This is a genomic window from Bacillus infantis (genome assembly GCF_020171945.1).
Classification (GTDB): Bacteria; Bacillota; Bacilli; order Bacillales; family Cytobacillaceae; genus Bacillus_AB; species Bacillus_AB infantis_A.
The window spans coordinates 23,665-37,166 of sequence record NZ_JAIVAP010000014.1; the positions used below are offsets into that span (position 1 = coordinate 23,665).

Sequence of the window (13,502 nt, forward strand, 5' to 3'; positions counted from 1 at the left end):
TTATCTTTTCCATGTATATCTGGCAAACTGGATTATAACACTAATCCTAATCAACAGGCTCAAAAAGAAAGGAAGGAATGTATGTACGTCGGAAGGGATATGACTGAACTAACCATGGTGAAAAAGAAGGAATGGAAGGACAGCGAACTCGCCTTTTTCCATCATTCCATGCAGCAGGTAGTCCCCTACCTCAATGCGGAGGGACAAACCATCCACCGGGAAATCATAGAAGAAATCGAAAGCCGCGGCGGCCTTAAAAGGCAGGAAGCTGATTACACACATGGGACACGGGTCAGTTATGAATAGAAATGCTGAGGCGGCTTGCCCAGAGCCTAAAAGCATAAGACGCGGCAGAATAAAAGGCGTTCTTTGCCTTTAATTCTGCTGTGGCTTATGACTCGAGGCTCTAGCCGCCGGAGCTGGACAATTAGAAATGCGGAGGCGACTGTTCAGGTGCGACAAGCATAAGGCGCTTTGGAATTGAAGGTGTTCTTTGCCTTCGGTTCCAAAGTGACTTATGACTCGAGCAGCTAGGAGCCGGAGCTGGACAATTAGAAATGCGGAAGCGGCTTGCCCAGGTTATTTATTGAAAGCAGCCAAAAAACAGCAGGGCTACCCCCCTGCTGTTCCTATTTATACTCCTGCACCTGCTTCAGCATTTTCTGATGGGAAACCGGGAAGGCATATGCCTTCAGCTCTTCTTCGGTCACAAGCTTCAGGTCGCTCCGTTCTTCTTCCAGGGAAAGGAGCGTCCCTTTATAAACATGAATATGCCAGGTGAGGTGGGTAAACACATGATCAATCTGCCCTGTCATTTCAGCCGTTTTAATCACCGCGCCGTACTGCTCTTTGATCAGGTGTGCAAGCTGGTCTTTTTCATGTAAAAAAGCAAGATTGATTTCTGTATTGGGAAACTCCCACAGATTGGCCAGCAGGCCCTTCTCAGGCCTTTTCCTGATCAGGTATCTCCCCTCGCCGTCCTGAAGCACAACAGCTGCAATCTGGACGTCCTTCTGCTTTTTGTTCTTCGTCTTTATTGGCAGTTCACTCTGCTTGCCTTCATAAAAGGCATGGCAATGCTCCCGGACAGGGCACAGCAGACAGGATGGCGACGTCGGGGTGCAGATCAGTGCCCCCAATTCCATGAGTGCCTGGTTGAAGAATGACGGGTTTTCGTGTGAAATGAGCTCCCGCACCGCCTCTTCAAATACTTTGCGGGTTGCAGGCTTTGCAATATCCTCCCAGATGGAGAGGATCCTTGACAGCACCCTCATCACATTGCCATCGACGGCCGGCTCCGGAATTCCGTAGGCAATGCTCAAAATTGCCCCTGCTGTATAAGGGCCGATCCCTTTTAATGAGGAAATTTCCTTCGGATTATCTGGGACCCTGCCGCCGTACTGCTCATGAACCTCCCTCACAGCTGACTGCAGGTTCCTGGCTCTGGAATAATAGCCAAGCCCCTCCCATGCTTTCAGCACCTTGTCTTCCTCAGCCTCTGCAAGCGCCTCTATTGTCGGAAATTGTTCAATGAACCGGTTGAAATATGGAATGACTGTGTCGACCCTTGTCTGCTGGAGCATGATTTCCGATACCCATACCTTATAGGGATCCTGGTCCTGCCGCCATGGCAGTGTCCGCTGTTCCTGTTCAAACCAGCCGATCAGGTCCTGGCGGAAGGTTTCTTTATCAAATGCATCTAAATTGGCTAATGCTGTTTTTTTCAATTTTGATCCTCCGGATGTTAAACTTCCATGAAATATGGGAATATAATATTAAAGTTTCTTTTTCAAAGCCCAGAATCGGATTTCTTCGAGACCGCCGGGTATGAAGCTGTCCAGGCAGCCGAATGCAGAGTGCCCGCTTGAGCTTCTCAGCTTTTTCAGCGCGAAGTAATGGGCTTCTGTCGGCAGTGAGCAGGTTTCCGTAACGAACGAAGACTCATGGTCAGCCCCAGAGTAGACGAAGGAGATATCAGCTGCTTCATACACTGGGAGAAGCGCTGCTATTTTTTCGATTGAGCTTTTAAAAAGATTCAAATCTGCTGGATGTACTTCATACTGCAAAAACATTTGGATTTCATGCTTCATATTATATTGGCAGCTCCTTTAACGTAAACCATTAATGGCTTTGATGACAAGCTTTTTACTGATAAAATACAGAAACAGCGCAACTTAAGATTATTCCATGGAAGGAGGTTCTTTCCTCTTGGATACAGGCACACATGTTGTCATGGGCTTTGCACTCGGCGGGCTTGCCACTCTGGATCCCGTCGTAGCAGATAGTACAGCAACAGCGACGAGCGTCATGATCGGGGCGCTCATCGGCTCTCAGGCCCCGGACATTGATACAGTATTGAAGCTTAGAAACAATGCAGTCTATATACGGAATCACAGGGGAATCACGCACAGCATCCCGGCTGTCATCCTGTGGCCGCTTGCAATCCTTGCGGTCATTTATCCATTCTTTCCTGAAGCAAATCTGCTTCACCTATGGATTTGGACATTTGGGGCAGTATTCCTTCATGTTTTTGTCGACATATTTAACTCTTATGGGACACAGGCATTAAGGCCCTTTTCCTCAAAATGGGTCGCGTTGGGGATTATCAATACATTTGATCCCTTCATATTCGCGATTCATGTTGCCGGATTATTCTTCTGGATAATGGGTGCACACCCCGGCTATACATTCCTGGCGATATACGCCGTACTGGTCGCATACTACATCATCCGCTTCCTTGCCCAGCGGGCCGTCCTGAAGTCAGTAAAAATCATTATTCCTGATGCTGTGGATATCATCGTCGCCCCTACGATGAAATTCCATCAATGGCGGCTGGCCATCATGACTAAACATCAATTTTTTGTCGGCCGCGCCAATAATGGGCATATCGATATCCTGGATCAGTTTAACAGGGTGCCGGTGCCGCAGACGCCTGTGCTGGAAGCTGCCAAAAAGGATAAAAATTTGTCGGCATTTCTTTCCTTCTCCCCTGTATACAGGTGGGAGGTAGAAAATCTCGAGGAATCATTCGAAGTCCGCTTCATTGATCTCAGATACCGCAGCAACGGACATTATCCATTCGTTGCCGTCGTTCAGCTCGACAAAGACCTGAATATCATTTCTTCTTATACTGGGTGGATCTTCAGTGAGGAGAAGCTGCGGAAGAAGCTCGATATTATACCAAATTAAAAAAGATGGCATTTTGCCATCTTTTTTAATGCAGATTTTTATCATCCTGCTCCTGGTCAAGCAGATCTTTATATTTAGGATTGCTGGCGACGAAGTCATGAAGCCTGCTGCCGTAGTTTTCAATCCACTGCCTGACAATCCTGTCTGTCATCTGGCTTCCTTTATACTCATAGCCCGCCTTTGCTCGGGTCGTCTCAAAATCATCCCATAAAAGCTCTACCCACGTACGCGCCTGGCTGTAAGTGAGATTGCCGTTTTTCTCCATAAGAAGCTCAACCAGTCTTTCTTGTGTTTCAAACATAGACAGCACCTCTTTGCCAAATATTATTGTTATTGCAGTTCGTTCATAAACCTGCTTTTTTAAACACATACTATTCTTGCGTGGCTAATCAAGGCAGCACGCGCAAGCATACCACGAGGAGGGGAAACGGATGCGGAACAAAGCAAAGAATTTCCCAAATCAGAGCCATAACAAGTTTGAAGGCGAGCCGCGGGCGAAAGCAGAATATGCTTCTAAACGCGCCGACGGGTCAATCAACACCCATCCGCAGGAACGCATGCGGGCGTCATCAAACCGTACAGATGATACACCTGAATTGTTTTAAACAATAATGAGGAGGTTTGATTATGGGAAACTCTAAAAAGTTTTTTGATAACAATCCTTATTCCAGTCCGTTTACTGGTCCCTTTTACCGGCCTAAGCATGCACATGCCCAGGTAAATGGGCAGACCCAGCAATCGCAGGACCTCATTATTCTTAAAAGGCAAACAAGGAAACAGGCCTAGCCTGCAGGAAAATCAGAGCTCACCGCTCTGGTTTTCCTTTAATTCCTTCAGCATGGAAATCGGAAGCGCCTCTTCCTCTTTTCCGCCATGCAGCCTGAAGCCCCAGGCGAACACGCCATTCAAATAGTCTATTTTAAAATATGAGCCGGGATCGCCATCCACTTCATAAATCTCCCCTGCTTTAAAGTCCTTTGGATCAAGAAGATATGCTTTGGCCATGATGGCCTTTCTCTCGAGGACAGCAAATTCACTGAGCATGCCCATTTGTTCAGCCTTTCTCGCCTGTTCATGCAAGCTGGCAATTTCCTGCTGCAGTTCATACTGTGAAAGCTGACTGTATCGTTTTTCCTGCGCCATTATAATCCATCCTTTTTATTCCTGTATCCGGCCTGCCGGAGGAAAACTTCATCTTTTTTTAGTATAGTGAAAAAGGCTGTATAAATAAAGGACTTTACCCTTGAAGGAGGACTCAACATGCAATCAGTTATCATCACCGGGGCGGGCACCGGCCTTGGAAGGGAGCTGGCCCTCAAATACGCTGGCCAGGGTTTCCATATCATACTATCCGGGAGGCGTGAAGCGGCTCTCCAGGAAGCGAAAGAAGCTATCTCCAGCCAGGGGGGAAAAGCGGATGTCCTGACTCTTGATATCAGCAAGCCGGCTGAAGTAAAGGAGAAAGCAGCAGGACTCGCAGACCAATTCGATTTATACGGATTGATCAACAATGCCGGCGTAGGGCATTTCGGTCCGTTTGAAGACCTGAAGGACAAAGACCTCCATGATATGCTTTCCGTCAACCTGATGGGCACCATCTATATGGCACAGGCACTCCTCCCGGCTATCAAGCAAAAGAAGGGCAGCTTCCTTATGAATGTCATTTCAACCGCCGGCCTGCGCGGCAAAGCAAATGAAGCTGCGTACTGTGCCAGCAAATTTGCGGCCCGCGGCTTCACAGAAAGCCTGCAGAAAGAATACGAAAACGATCCAGTCCTGATCCAGGCAGTTTATATGGGCGGCATGGACACCCCATTCTGGGATCATAATAACTATATTTCAGACCGCTCGCGCCTCCGCTCCCCTGCTGAGGTGGCCGGAATTATCATTGAAAACCGGCTGGAAGAGAAGATTGTCATTGAGTCAGTAAAGTAATGGGAGCGGATATTTGGATAGTGGAATAATTAATGAGTATCGGATTGAACGAGAAAAAAAATTGAATCAATAGCTGAAATAACCCAACCGCTCAATTAAACAAATTAGCTAATGCGGCACCGAGCCCGGAACAAAAACAGGCAGCGGAAATTCCGCTGCCTGTCCTCTATTCTTCCTCTTCCTTTTCCTGAAGGAACCGGTCAATCAATTCAATCGGAAAACCTTTTCTGAAGAGGGCCTGCTTCATTTTCTGCTTATATTCATAGCCCTGCAGCTTTTCATATTTCCGGTGCGCTTTTTCTCCCTGATAGCGGATGGCGTCCATTTCGCCGTCGTCTTCTTCCTCGAGCTCCGCTTCTTCTATTGCGATATTAATGACGGAGAAAGGATAGCCTTTCCTGACAAGCATCTGCTCAAGCTTTTGCTTCAGAATCCTTTGTGATTCCCTGCTGTATTTTTTAGCATATTTCTGGCACAGCTTGGTTGCTGCTTCGACTTGGTCTTCTACAGGAAACTCCTGTATGGCTTCTTCAATATGGGACTGTGATATCCCTTTCTCTTTCAGCTCCCGTTTAATCACGCCAGGGCCTTTGTCAGAAGTATTGGCCTGTGTCCTCACATAGGCGATGGCAAATTCGTTATCATTTAAAAATTTATATTCATACAGCTTCACGATGACTTCGTTGATGATGCTTTCATCTGTCTCTTTTTCGGCCAGATGCTTCCTTACCTCTGTTTCCGATCTCATTCTTCTGGATAAATAATGAATAGCCTGATTATAGGCTTTTCTGATTTCATCCTGAAATTCTATTTGGGTCAGGGAGAGCGCGTCAAGCTCCATCCCTTTTTTCAGGCCGAACTTGATGATAACGTCTTCATCGGCACTGAAGGCATACTGCTCACCCTTGCCATAATCCATAAAAATGTTATAGCGGTCCTTTCTTTTTTGCTGGACTGATATTTTTGTGATTACCGGCATCCTCTTCACCTCTCCCTCCACTTTATCACAATGTGCTGCATCAATTGCAAACTGCAGCCTGGAAAAGGAGTTTACACAGGAAAAAGCGTATAAATACAGTATAGGAAAAGGAGGTCCACCAATGAGAGTAGCTATTACAGGCGGGACCGGCTTTGTCGGGCATGCCCTTGTAAAAATGCTGGCAGAATCAGGCCATACCGTCTACATTTTAACGAGAAGCACGGAAGGAAAAAAGAACGGGAATAATATCCACTATATCCAGTGGCTGAATGAAGGCGACACACCGGCTGCCCAGCTGAAAGAATTAGATTATATCGTCAATCTCGCAGGCGAATCAATCAACAGCGGCCGATGGACGGAAGAAAGGAAAAAGCGGATCATCAGCAGCAGGCTGGAAGCTACAGAGGCAGTCCTGAAAATAATCGCTGAGCTTAAGACCAAGCCCGAGGCGCTGATCAATGCCAGTGCAGTCGGCTATTATGGCACTTCGGAAACAGAGACATTTACAGAAAGCGATAAAGAACCGGCCGGAGATTTTTTGGCGCAGACGGTAAAACAGTGGGAAGAAAAGGCGGCAGAGGCAGGCAGATGGAACGTCCGCACCGCCTTCTGCCGATTCGGGATCATTCTTGAAAAGAATGACGGGGCGCTCCCCCGGATGGCCCTCCCCTACAAACTTTTTGCAGGAGGAAATGTCGGCAGCGGCAGTCAGTGGGTTTCATGGATTCATCTTGAAGACGTGGCAAGGGGCATTATGTTTGCTATGGAAAATAAAGATCTCAGCGGCCCGGTTAATTTTACAAGCCCCCATCCTGTCCAAATGAAGGACTTTGGCAGGACCTTGGGAAGCGCCCTCCACCGGCCCCACTGGATTCCCGCTCCGGCCTTTGCGCTTAAGCTCGCGCTTGGGGAAATGAGCAAGCTGGTTCTCGAAGGACAGCGTGTTCTTCCCGCCAAGCTGGAGGCAGCCGGATTTCGCTTCCGCTATCCAGGGCTCCAGGAAGCATTGAAAGATATTTATTGAGATGGTATGTTTCCTTCCTTTTTAGGAAAAATTAAGAAAAGGAGTTCATTTTTTTCGGAAAGGGATGTTGCCTGATGGATAAAAAATCCAAAGATAAGTCGAAGAGTACATTGTCAAGCATGCAGGAGGTTGTTTACTCCCGGGAGTTCAAGCTGGCAGACCAGGCCGGCGGCTTTACGAAGAAAAAATCCAAGCATTAATATAAAATGCTCATAATTGCCTTGATAGGGCGCAAGCTAAGAGTGCGGAAGCCAATTCCGTACTTTTATTGTTGAAAGGGGTTTTTTCGAATGGGCCGTGCACATGGACATAAAACTCGGGATAAAAACAAAGCATCACTTCCACAAGTTCCGAAGAACATGAAATCAGATGGACTGGATGTCGAATTTGACCGCGACCTCGCAGACCATGATGATTTAGAAGCTATGGCACGTTCAAAAGCTGCCGATCAGCGTGCCAAAAACAGCCGCTGACCGGTTGAGGGCATTTGCCCGCACTCTCTCAGCATAAGAAAAGCAGCAGGTCCAGAACCTGCTGCTTTTCTCTTTTCTAGTGCCCGTGGGCATGTCTGTTCGTAAAACCGTCCGCTTTATTCTTTTTTGCCATGTTCTTAAAGTATGGAATCATAATGCGGTCAGCGCCCCAGTAATAGGCTGCCCCGCCTGCAAATAAGAGAAGGATCGCAGCTGTATAGAGCATTGGATTTGTGCTTACTGTACCGGCCATAAGGAAATTAAGATTCATGAATGCCCCCGCAATCAGAGCGGGAATGGTTGCAGCTCCAAGTACAAGCCCGGCCCCTGTCAGAAGCTCTCCCCAAGGTATCAGAACATTGAACAAATCTACATTCGGAAGTGCAAAGTTCTCAAGGAATCCGGCATACCAGCCCTGGACAGCAGGATGATCCCCTCCTGCCTGGGCGATTGCCCCTTGCAGGAACCCCCCTGCATCAAAGCCATCCGCGAGTTTATGCCATCCCGCTTCTATCCATTGAATGCCCAGCCATATCCTTAATACAGTCCAAACTGCCGCTGCCTGTGGAGTTTTCAGCACTTTCATGATCATCGTCTCCCGCTTCATTTTTTGTGAAGATTTTCACAATACTTAGCAAAAAAATAAGTTAAGCCGGCCAGCTTTTACAAGAAATTTTGTGAATGTTTTCACTTACTTTCTACACTTTTAATATACTCTATGCCCCTCTTTTCTGCAACGCACTTCACAATATGTTCATAATCTTTTCTCTGTGAATAAAAAATATCCACAACCCTGTGAATTGTGTGGATAATCTAAATAATCTCATATTTATCAACGCTTTAATTAGTTAACATAATAATGAGCAAAACTTCTGATAATTCTGTGGATAATGTGGATATGTCTGTGGAATACTTTTCTATTCAAGTTTCTCCTGTTAATAAGTCTCTGGATAACATGCTATAAGACCTATACACCTGAGTCTTTAAACCCATACGAAGCCTCAGATAAAGAGCATAAGATTAACCCTTGCAATACGAGGTACATCGTATTACACTGGTAGTAATATTAGGAAAAAGGTGATGGAATTGGATAAGGAAATGATGAAAGGAAGTACAGACCTTCTGCTCTTGTCGCTCATTGCCCAAAAGGATTTATATGGCTATGAGATCACAAAAATCCTTAAGGTTATCTCCGGTGAGGCTTATGTGATGGGTGAAGGCACTCTCTACCCTGCCCTCAAGCGCCTGGAGAAAAAGAAGTTTGCAGAGTCGTATTGGAGTGAAACGGCAGCAGGCAGAAGGAAATATTACCGTATCACAGAGGACGGCCTGCAGGAACTGGAAAAGAAGCGAAAGGACTGGAGCCTGATTGAAAGCATGATCCGCAAAAGCTCGGGGGGATTAACGTGAAATCAGAACTTGAACGTTTTGTCACGAAAATTGTTCAGCATACTGAATGCTCCAAAGAAGAAAAAGAAGATCTATTTGAGGAGCTTATGGTACATCTGCAGCTTTCAAAAGAGCACTTCCAGGAGCAGGGCTTAAGTGAAAGCGATGCCGTAAAGAAAGCGATGGAGCAGTTTGGCGAGGAAGGGGAAATCGGAAGCCAGATTCAGCAGTCCCTCTTTCCATACCGAAAAGAAATGATGCTGACACTTGCCATCTCTTCCATCCTCTTTACAATCGGCGCTTATCTGGGGCAGCTTTTGATCAACGGAGATGCCCATATCGGCTGGCTGCTGCTTTCCATGGGCGCAAGTTCGATGATCCTTTTCCTGGCCGTGAACCAGGTCTTCCACCTGAACCGGAAGCGCTGGATGAACTCCCTGCTGATTCTGCATATCCTTGTTTATGCAGCCGGCTATCTCCTGGCAAGCAATCTGGATCATGACATTTCACTCGGCCTTTCGATCTGGGACTGGCTCAATATCCTTCTTGCCATTGTCCTTGTCTATCGGACGACCTTGTATGATTTCAGCGCCAGCAGCGGCAAAATGGATAAAACTTTGAAAAAGCTTCATGCCATCAATATTACCGCCGGTGTCCTGATCACAGCTGCCTGCCTCTTTTTTGCCTGGGGAGGGCTGATCATGATCGGCCTGCATCCGGTAATACTGATTTCTCTAAGCCCGATACTTTTCTGGATCATACTCTATACTATCCAGATCAAGATTGCAGGAAAAAATAAGAAACTGGCATACGGACTCTCGGCGATTCCCTTCATCGCCATCCTGGCAGGCCTGGCACTTATCTACGCGCCTGCCCTGTTTTACTAGAAAGGAGCTTTTCATGAAAAAGAAAAGTATCATCCTGCTGTCTTCATTTATTGGGGGCATTACGCTCCTGCTTATCCTCCTCGGGCTTAATCTGGATAAATCCGAAAATGAAAAGCAGAACGGGATTACCAATCAATATGATATATCTTCACAGAATACGATTGCTTATGTAAATTACAAAGATGGCAAACCAGGCCTTATGCTGTACAACAAGGAAAAAGATATCAATGCTGAAGCATTTTCCCTGGACAGCTCAAGAATGATCCTGGATCCGAGCTTTTCCTATGATGGATCTCTGTTAAGCTTTATTTCTACCAGTAAACAGCAGGAAGAAGATACAGAGCTGGAGAGCACCATCCATATCCTTGATTTAAAAACAAAGAAGGTGACTGACATATTTACTGAGAATGCCCTTGTCACAGAAATCGAATATTCGCCTGTTGACGATACCCTTTATTATTTGCGGGCCGGCACCTTTCAGAATTATTCCCCTATTGCCAGCAAACGGCCGCATGATCTTGATGTCTGGTCATTTGATCCGGCTGGAGGCGGGCATAAGCAAATAACTGATTTGAAGAGCTATTCTATGCACAGCCTCCAGGTCAGTCCGGGAGAAAACAGTGTTTTTATCCAGATGGATGATGACCAGGATGCTGATACACCTGAAGAAACCTTTGAGGTGAAGCAGCGCATATTTGAAATCCCCATAGATAACCCTGATAGCATGAAGATAACAGGCGATCCTGACAGAAAAATCGATGTTTTTGATTTCACATTCTCTCCAGATGGAAACACAATGATTTTTCAATCCATCAGTAACTCTGATGAAGGAGGAACCTATGAGTATGAGCTGTATAAAATGAATGTGGATTCCGGAGAGGAAGCCCAGCTTACCCATTTAGGCGAGTATACAGACAGGCCGGTATTCAGTGCTGATGGTGACCGTGTATATTTTATGGTCGATAAGCGCTTTGCCAAAGGGTCCCCGGAATATTATCTGTACAGCGTGAAACTGAATGGCAAGGACATAAAAGAAGTTGAATTGCCTCTTTCTGAAGACTAGAAAGAGGCTTTTTCCCTTTTAAACTCGAAAATACAGGGTATAAGTCCTATAACCCATAGACAGAGGAGGTAGGGATAAGAATGCTGGAAAACCTGCTGAAAGAGCTGATCAGCATCAACAGCTCAAACAAAGAAGGGGCCAATGAAGCTGTTGCCTATTGCGGGCACTGGCTGGAGGGCCACGGGCTCCCTGTACATATCATTGAAAATAACGGCTACAAAATGCTTGTTTCGGAGATAGGGAGCGGAAATGAAACCATTGTCTGGAACGGCCATGTGGATGTCGTTTCAGGGAAAGAGGATCAATTCATCCCCGTAGAGGTGAAAGACAAGATTTATGGCAGAGGGGCAGCTGATATGAAAGCTGGCGTGGCAGCCATGATGTGCGCCTTCAAAGAGCTTAAGGAGGCGCCGCTTGGAGTCAAGCTTCAGCTTCAGATCGTTTCTGATGAGGAAATCGGCGGGTTCAACTGCTCCGGCTACCTTGCCGAAAATGGATACCGCGGCGATTTTGTCATCTGCTCAGAGCCGACCCAGCTTGGAATTGCCCTCCAGGCAAAGGGCGTTATGCGCCTCGAAATTGCCATTGATGGAGATCCGGCCCACGGAAGCCGGCCATGGGAAGGCATCAATGCAATTGAAAGGGCGTATGAAGTCCATGGAAAGCTGAAGGAACTCCCTTTTGCCAAAGAAAGCTCTGAATTCTATCCTTCTCCTTCCATCAACCTGGCAAAAATCCGCGGCGGTGATGTATACAATAAAGTTCCGGAAAAATGCGAGCTTTTTTATGATATCCGTTATCTGCCAGGCCAGGATAAGGATGAGATCATTAAACAAATCGAATCGATAACGGACGGCGAAGTGCTTGTGAGCATGTTCAGCAAACCGCTGGAAACGGCAAGGGACAACCCGTTCATCTTAAAGTTGAAGCCGGTCGTTGATCGGCATATCAAAGATGAAGCAGTCTTTTTCGGACAGCATGGCTCGGCCGATACCGTCTTCTTTGCCAACTACGGCATACCTGCCATCGAATTCGGACCAAGCGGACTCCATTGGCATGGCGACAAAGAATATGTACTGCCGGAGTCTGTTCATGTATACAAGGAGATGCTGGTTGATTTTGCTGAAAGTTTTTAAATTAGAAAAGCGTAAGCGCCTTGCTCAGCCTTAAGGAATGCAGACTAAGAACGCCACGTCCTGTGGCAACGTCTGCATGACTCCCATCCTGGGAGGCTTGGATTGTGACCTTGAGGGGGTAGGCGCAGCTGCCAGACAGTAATCGAAGTGGAAAAATATATGCATTATCTAATTAAAAAGGGGTTCGAAATATCTCTATTTCGAACCCCTTCAGTCTGTTTCTATCTATTCTTTTTCCGGAACGATGCAGCTTCCATCCGTACAGCTGGCATCGGACGCACCTTCCGGGGACAAATCCTGCAGCTTCACAACAGGATTTTCTTCTTCCCATACCTTCTGAAGTGCGCTGGCAAAGGTTTCCGCAGGCTGGGCGCCGGAGATGGCATATTTCTGGTTGATGACAAAATAAGGGACTCCGGTAATGCCGTATTGCTGGGCAATCCTTTCATCGATCCTTACATCATTGGCATAGGCCGTCTCATCCTGAAGAACGCTGAGCGCCTCTTCCCTGTCCAGCCCGGCAGATGCAGCAAGATCGGCGAGCACCTGTTGATCGCCTATGTTTTTTGATTCCTTGAAATAGGCGTTAAGAAGCTTTTCCGTAAGATCAGCTTCCCTGCCCTTTGTTTTCGCGAATTTAGCCAATCTGTGGGCGTCAAAGGTATTGCCCGGCTTCATTTCGTCAAAATTGAAGGTCAGGCCGACGCTGGCTGCCTGCTGCCCCACTCCCACATTGGCCTGCTTCGCCTGCTCGATGCTCATGCCGTATTTTTCAGCAAGTGCCTCATGAATACTTTTCCCAGAGTAAGGAGCAGCATTTGGATCAAGCTCAAAGCTCTTGAACTCAACCTCAATCTGATCCCGGTATGGGAAATCCATCAATGCCCCTTCCAGGCGGCGCTTTCCTATATAACAAAACGGACAGACAAAATCCGACCATACTTCTATTTTCATCATAGACACCTCATTTCTTAACTATCCCCATACTAGCATATCTTATGCCAAAACCCTGCAGCGGATGCTCAGGCCTGTATCTGGCGATTATTCTGCATCAGGAGGCAGCCATCAGGTTAAGTTAAAAAAGAACAATATCCATTGTTCAATCCTTCGTCGGGAGTGATGGATCATGGCAAGAAACAAACTGTTGGTTCCTGGTTCAGCTAATGTACTCGATCAGATGAAGCAAGAAATAGCCAATGAGTTTGGAGTTGAGCTTGGTGCTGAAACGACCGCGCGGGCAAACGGCTCTGTCGGAGGCGAGATGACAAAGCGCCTTGTCGCCCTCGGAGAGCAGCAGCTCCAGAACAGGCAGCAATAGCTTGCCTTTTGGAGCGGGAGACCCTTTTAATGAGGGTCTCCTTTTTTATATCCCGCCTATCTCCCCAAATCCTGTTTCTCTCTAGGTCCCAAGTCTTAGTCAAAATATG

The 13,502-nt window shown here is 46.8% G+C and carries 20 protein-coding genes; 13 read left to right on the forward strand and 7 right to left on the reverse strand.

From position 1 onward, the window contains the following. Positions 1–81: 81 nt before the first annotated feature. Positions 82–306: a hypothetical protein gene (locus LCM00_RS17320; protein ID WP_224904418.1), complete on the forward strand. Its 225-nt coding sequence runs from the start codon at positions 82–84 to the stop codon at positions 304–306. A 323-nt stretch (positions 307–629) separates the two neighbouring features. Here the strand turns inward: LCM00_RS17320 and mutY are convergent, their stop codons facing one another. Both mutY and LCM00_RS17330 read right to left on the reverse strand, forming a co-directional pair. Then, positions 630–1,727, reverse strand: coding sequence for an A/G-specific adenine glycosylase (gene mutY / locus LCM00_RS17325; RefSeq protein ID WP_224904420.1), 1,098 nt, complete (start codon positions 1,725–1,727; stop codon positions 630–632). A 48-nt stretch (positions 1,728–1,775) separates the two neighbouring features. Next, positions 1,776–2,090, reverse strand: a complete 315-nt coding sequence (locus LCM00_RS17330; protein WP_224904423.1) for a hypothetical protein — start codon at positions 2,088–2,090, stop codon at positions 1,776–1,778. Positions 2,091–2,208: 118 nt separating this feature from the next. On the opposite strand from LCM00_RS17330, the gene LCM00_RS17335 reads away from it, so the two are divergent. After that, positions 2,209–3,189 carry a metal-dependent hydrolase gene (locus LCM00_RS17335; RefSeq protein WP_224904425.1) on the forward strand — a complete coding sequence of 327 codons (981 nt, stop codon included), beginning with the start codon at positions 2,209–2,211 and terminating at the stop codon, positions 3,187–3,189. A gap of 25 nt (positions 3,190–3,214) precedes the next feature. Here the strand turns inward: LCM00_RS17335 and LCM00_RS17340 are convergent, their stop codons facing one another. Continuing rightward, a complete protein-coding gene (locus LCM00_RS17340; protein ID WP_224904426.1) occupies positions 3,215–3,490 on the reverse strand; it encodes a YfhJ family protein in 276 nt (91 codons plus the stop codon). A 130-nt stretch (positions 3,491–3,620) separates the two neighbouring features. Here LCM00_RS17340 and LCM00_RS17345 point away from each other — a divergent pair, with 130 nt between their 5' ends. Beyond that, positions 3,621–3,794 (forward strand): small, acid-soluble spore protein K, encoded by a 174-nt coding sequence (locus tag LCM00_RS17345; RefSeq protein ID WP_224904428.1) that lies wholly within the window; start codon positions 3,621–3,623, stop codon positions 3,792–3,794. A gap of 22 nt (positions 3,795–3,816) precedes the next feature. Continuing rightward, positions 3,817–3,975: a YpzG family protein gene (locus tag LCM00_RS17350; RefSeq protein ID WP_009795194.1), complete on the forward strand. Its 159-nt coding sequence runs from the start codon at positions 3,817–3,819 to the stop codon at positions 3,973–3,975. Between the two features lie 12 nt (positions 3,976–3,987). On the opposite strand, the gene LCM00_RS17355 is transcribed toward LCM00_RS17350, so the two are convergent. After that, positions 3,988–4,332 carry a YfhH family protein gene (locus tag LCM00_RS17355; RefSeq protein ID WP_224904430.1) on the reverse strand — a complete coding sequence of 115 codons (345 nt, stop codon included), beginning with the start codon at positions 4,330–4,332 and terminating at the stop codon, positions 3,988–3,990. A 117-nt stretch (positions 4,333–4,449) separates the two neighbouring features. Between LCM00_RS17355 and LCM00_RS17360 the strand changes: the two genes are divergently transcribed. Next, positions 4,450–5,124 (forward strand): SDR family NAD(P)-dependent oxidoreductase, encoded by a 675-nt coding sequence (locus LCM00_RS17360; protein ID WP_224904432.1) that lies wholly within the window; start codon positions 4,450–4,452, stop codon positions 5,122–5,124. A gap of 166 nt (positions 5,125–5,290) precedes the next feature. Here LCM00_RS17360 and recX read toward each other — a convergent pair whose 3' ends face one another. Then, positions 5,291–6,103, reverse strand: a complete 813-nt coding sequence (gene recX, locus LCM00_RS17365; RefSeq protein ID WP_224904436.1) for a recombination regulator RecX — start codon at positions 6,101–6,103, stop codon at positions 5,291–5,293. Between the two features lie 121 nt (positions 6,104–6,224). Between recX and LCM00_RS17370 the strand changes: the two genes are divergently transcribed. The 3 genes from LCM00_RS17370 to LCM00_RS17380 all read left to right on the forward strand — a co-directional run bounded on the left by LCM00_RS17370 (position 6,225) and on the right by LCM00_RS17380 (position 7,600). Beyond that, positions 6,225–7,127 (forward strand): TIGR01777 family oxidoreductase, encoded by a 903-nt coding sequence (locus tag LCM00_RS17370; RefSeq protein ID WP_224904438.1) that lies wholly within the window; start codon positions 6,225–6,227, stop codon positions 7,125–7,127. 74 nt (positions 7,128–7,201) lie between these two features. After that, positions 7,202–7,327: a YfhE family protein gene (locus LCM00_RS17375; RefSeq protein ID WP_009795189.1), complete on the forward strand. Its 126-nt coding sequence runs from the start codon at positions 7,202–7,204 to the stop codon at positions 7,325–7,327. Between the two features lie 90 nt (positions 7,328–7,417). Then, entirely contained in the window at positions 7,418–7,600 is a 183-nt protein-coding gene (locus tag LCM00_RS17380; RefSeq protein WP_022543504.1) for a YfhD family protein, read from the forward strand. A 76-nt stretch (positions 7,601–7,676) separates the two neighbouring features. On the opposite strand, the gene LCM00_RS17385 is transcribed toward LCM00_RS17380, so the two are convergent. Then, a complete protein-coding gene (locus LCM00_RS17385) occupies positions 7,677–8,186 on the reverse strand; it encodes a DoxX family protein (RefSeq protein ID WP_224904440.1) in 510 nt (169 codons plus the stop codon). A 500-nt stretch (positions 8,187–8,686) separates the two neighbouring features. On the opposite strand from LCM00_RS17385, the gene LCM00_RS17390 reads away from it, so the two are divergent. From LCM00_RS17390 to LCM00_RS17405, 4 genes are all read left to right on the forward strand, one after another. After that, entirely contained in the window at positions 8,687–9,010 is a 324-nt protein-coding gene (locus tag LCM00_RS17390; RefSeq protein WP_318247623.1) for a PadR family transcriptional regulator, read from the forward strand. After that, entirely contained in the window at positions 9,007–9,876 is an 870-nt protein-coding gene (locus LCM00_RS17395; RefSeq protein ID WP_224904444.1) for a permease prefix domain 1-containing protein, read from the forward strand. The genes LCM00_RS17390 and LCM00_RS17395 overlap by 4 nt, the downstream gene beginning before the upstream one ends. A 13-nt stretch (positions 9,877–9,889) precedes the next feature. After that, positions 9,890–10,939 (forward strand): TolB family protein, encoded by a 1,050-nt coding sequence (locus LCM00_RS17400; protein ID WP_224904446.1) that lies wholly within the window; start codon positions 9,890–9,892, stop codon positions 10,937–10,939. A gap of 80 nt (positions 10,940–11,019) precedes the next feature. Next, positions 11,020–12,075, forward strand: coding sequence for a M20 family metallopeptidase (locus tag LCM00_RS17405; RefSeq protein WP_224904448.1), 1,056 nt, complete (start codon positions 11,020–11,022; stop codon positions 12,073–12,075). A 225-nt stretch (positions 12,076–12,300) separates the two neighbouring features. On the opposite strand, the gene LCM00_RS17410 is transcribed toward LCM00_RS17405, so the two are convergent. Continuing rightward, positions 12,301–13,029 carry a DsbA family oxidoreductase gene (locus LCM00_RS17410; RefSeq protein ID WP_224904450.1) on the reverse strand — a complete coding sequence of 243 codons (729 nt, stop codon included), beginning with the start codon at positions 13,027–13,029 and terminating at the stop codon, positions 12,301–12,303. A 172-nt stretch (positions 13,030–13,201) separates the two neighbouring features. Between LCM00_RS17410 and LCM00_RS17415 the strand changes: the two genes are divergently transcribed. After that, a complete protein-coding gene (locus LCM00_RS17415) occupies positions 13,202–13,393 on the forward strand; it encodes an alpha/beta-type small acid-soluble spore protein (protein ID WP_009795181.1) in 192 nt (63 codons plus the stop codon). Positions 13,394–13,502 lie beyond the last annotated feature (109 nt).

What these genes read in the sequence shown, in the direction of transcription:
- LCM00_RS17320 (WP_224904418.1), top strand. Translation starts at nt 82, where the DNA reads ATGTACGTCGGAAGGGATATGACTGAACTAACCATGGTGAAAAAGAAG.
- LCM00_RS17330 (WP_224904423.1), bottom strand. Translation starts at nt 2,090, where the DNA reads ATGAAGCATGAAATCCAAATGTTTTTGCAGTATGAAGTACATCCAGCA.
- LCM00_RS17340 (WP_224904426.1), bottom strand. Translation starts at nt 3,490, where the DNA reads ATGTTTGAAACACAAGAAAGACTGGTTGAGCTTCTTATGGAGAAAAAC.
- LCM00_RS17345 (WP_224904428.1), top strand. Translation starts at nt 3,621, where the DNA reads ATGCGGAACAAAGCAAAGAATTTCCCAAATCAGAGCCATAACAAGTTT.
- LCM00_RS17350 (WP_009795194.1), top strand. Translation starts at nt 3,817, where the DNA reads ATGGGAAACTCTAAAAAGTTTTTTGATAACAATCCTTATTCCAGTCCG.
- LCM00_RS17355 (WP_224904430.1), bottom strand. Translation starts at nt 4,332, where the DNA reads ATGGCGCAGGAAAAACGATACAGTCAGCTTTCACAGTATGAACTGCAG.
- LCM00_RS17360 (WP_224904432.1), top strand. Translation starts at nt 4,450, where the DNA reads ATGCAATCAGTTATCATCACCGGGGCGGGCACCGGCCTTGGAAGGGAG.
- recX (WP_224904436.1), bottom strand. Translation starts at nt 6,103, where the DNA reads ATGCCGGTAATCACAAAAATATCAGTCCAGCAAAAAAGAAAGGACCGC.
- LCM00_RS17370 (WP_224904438.1), top strand. Translation starts at nt 6,225, where the DNA reads ATGAGAGTAGCTATTACAGGCGGGACCGGCTTTGTCGGGCATGCCCTT.
- LCM00_RS17375 (WP_009795189.1), top strand. Translation starts at nt 7,202, where the DNA reads ATGGATAAAAAATCCAAAGATAAGTCGAAGAGTACATTGTCAAGCATG.
- LCM00_RS17380 (WP_022543504.1), top strand. Translation starts at nt 7,418, where the DNA reads ATGGGCCGTGCACATGGACATAAAACTCGGGATAAAAACAAAGCATCA.
- LCM00_RS17385 (WP_224904440.1), bottom strand. Translation starts at nt 8,186, where the DNA reads ATGAAAGTGCTGAAAACTCCACAGGCAGCGGCAGTTTGGACTGTATTA.
- LCM00_RS17400 (WP_224904446.1), top strand. Translation starts at nt 9,890, where the DNA reads ATGAAAAAGAAAAGTATCATCCTGCTGTCTTCATTTATTGGGGGCATT.
- LCM00_RS17405 (WP_224904448.1), top strand. Translation starts at nt 11,020, where the DNA reads ATGCTGGAAAACCTGCTGAAAGAGCTGATCAGCATCAACAGCTCAAAC.
- LCM00_RS17410 (WP_224904450.1), bottom strand. Translation starts at nt 13,029, where the DNA reads ATGAAAATAGAAGTATGGTCGGATTTTGTCTGTCCGTTTTGTTATATA.
- LCM00_RS17415 (WP_009795181.1), top strand. Translation starts at nt 13,202, where the DNA reads ATGGCAAGAAACAAACTGTTGGTTCCTGGTTCAGCTAATGTACTCGAT.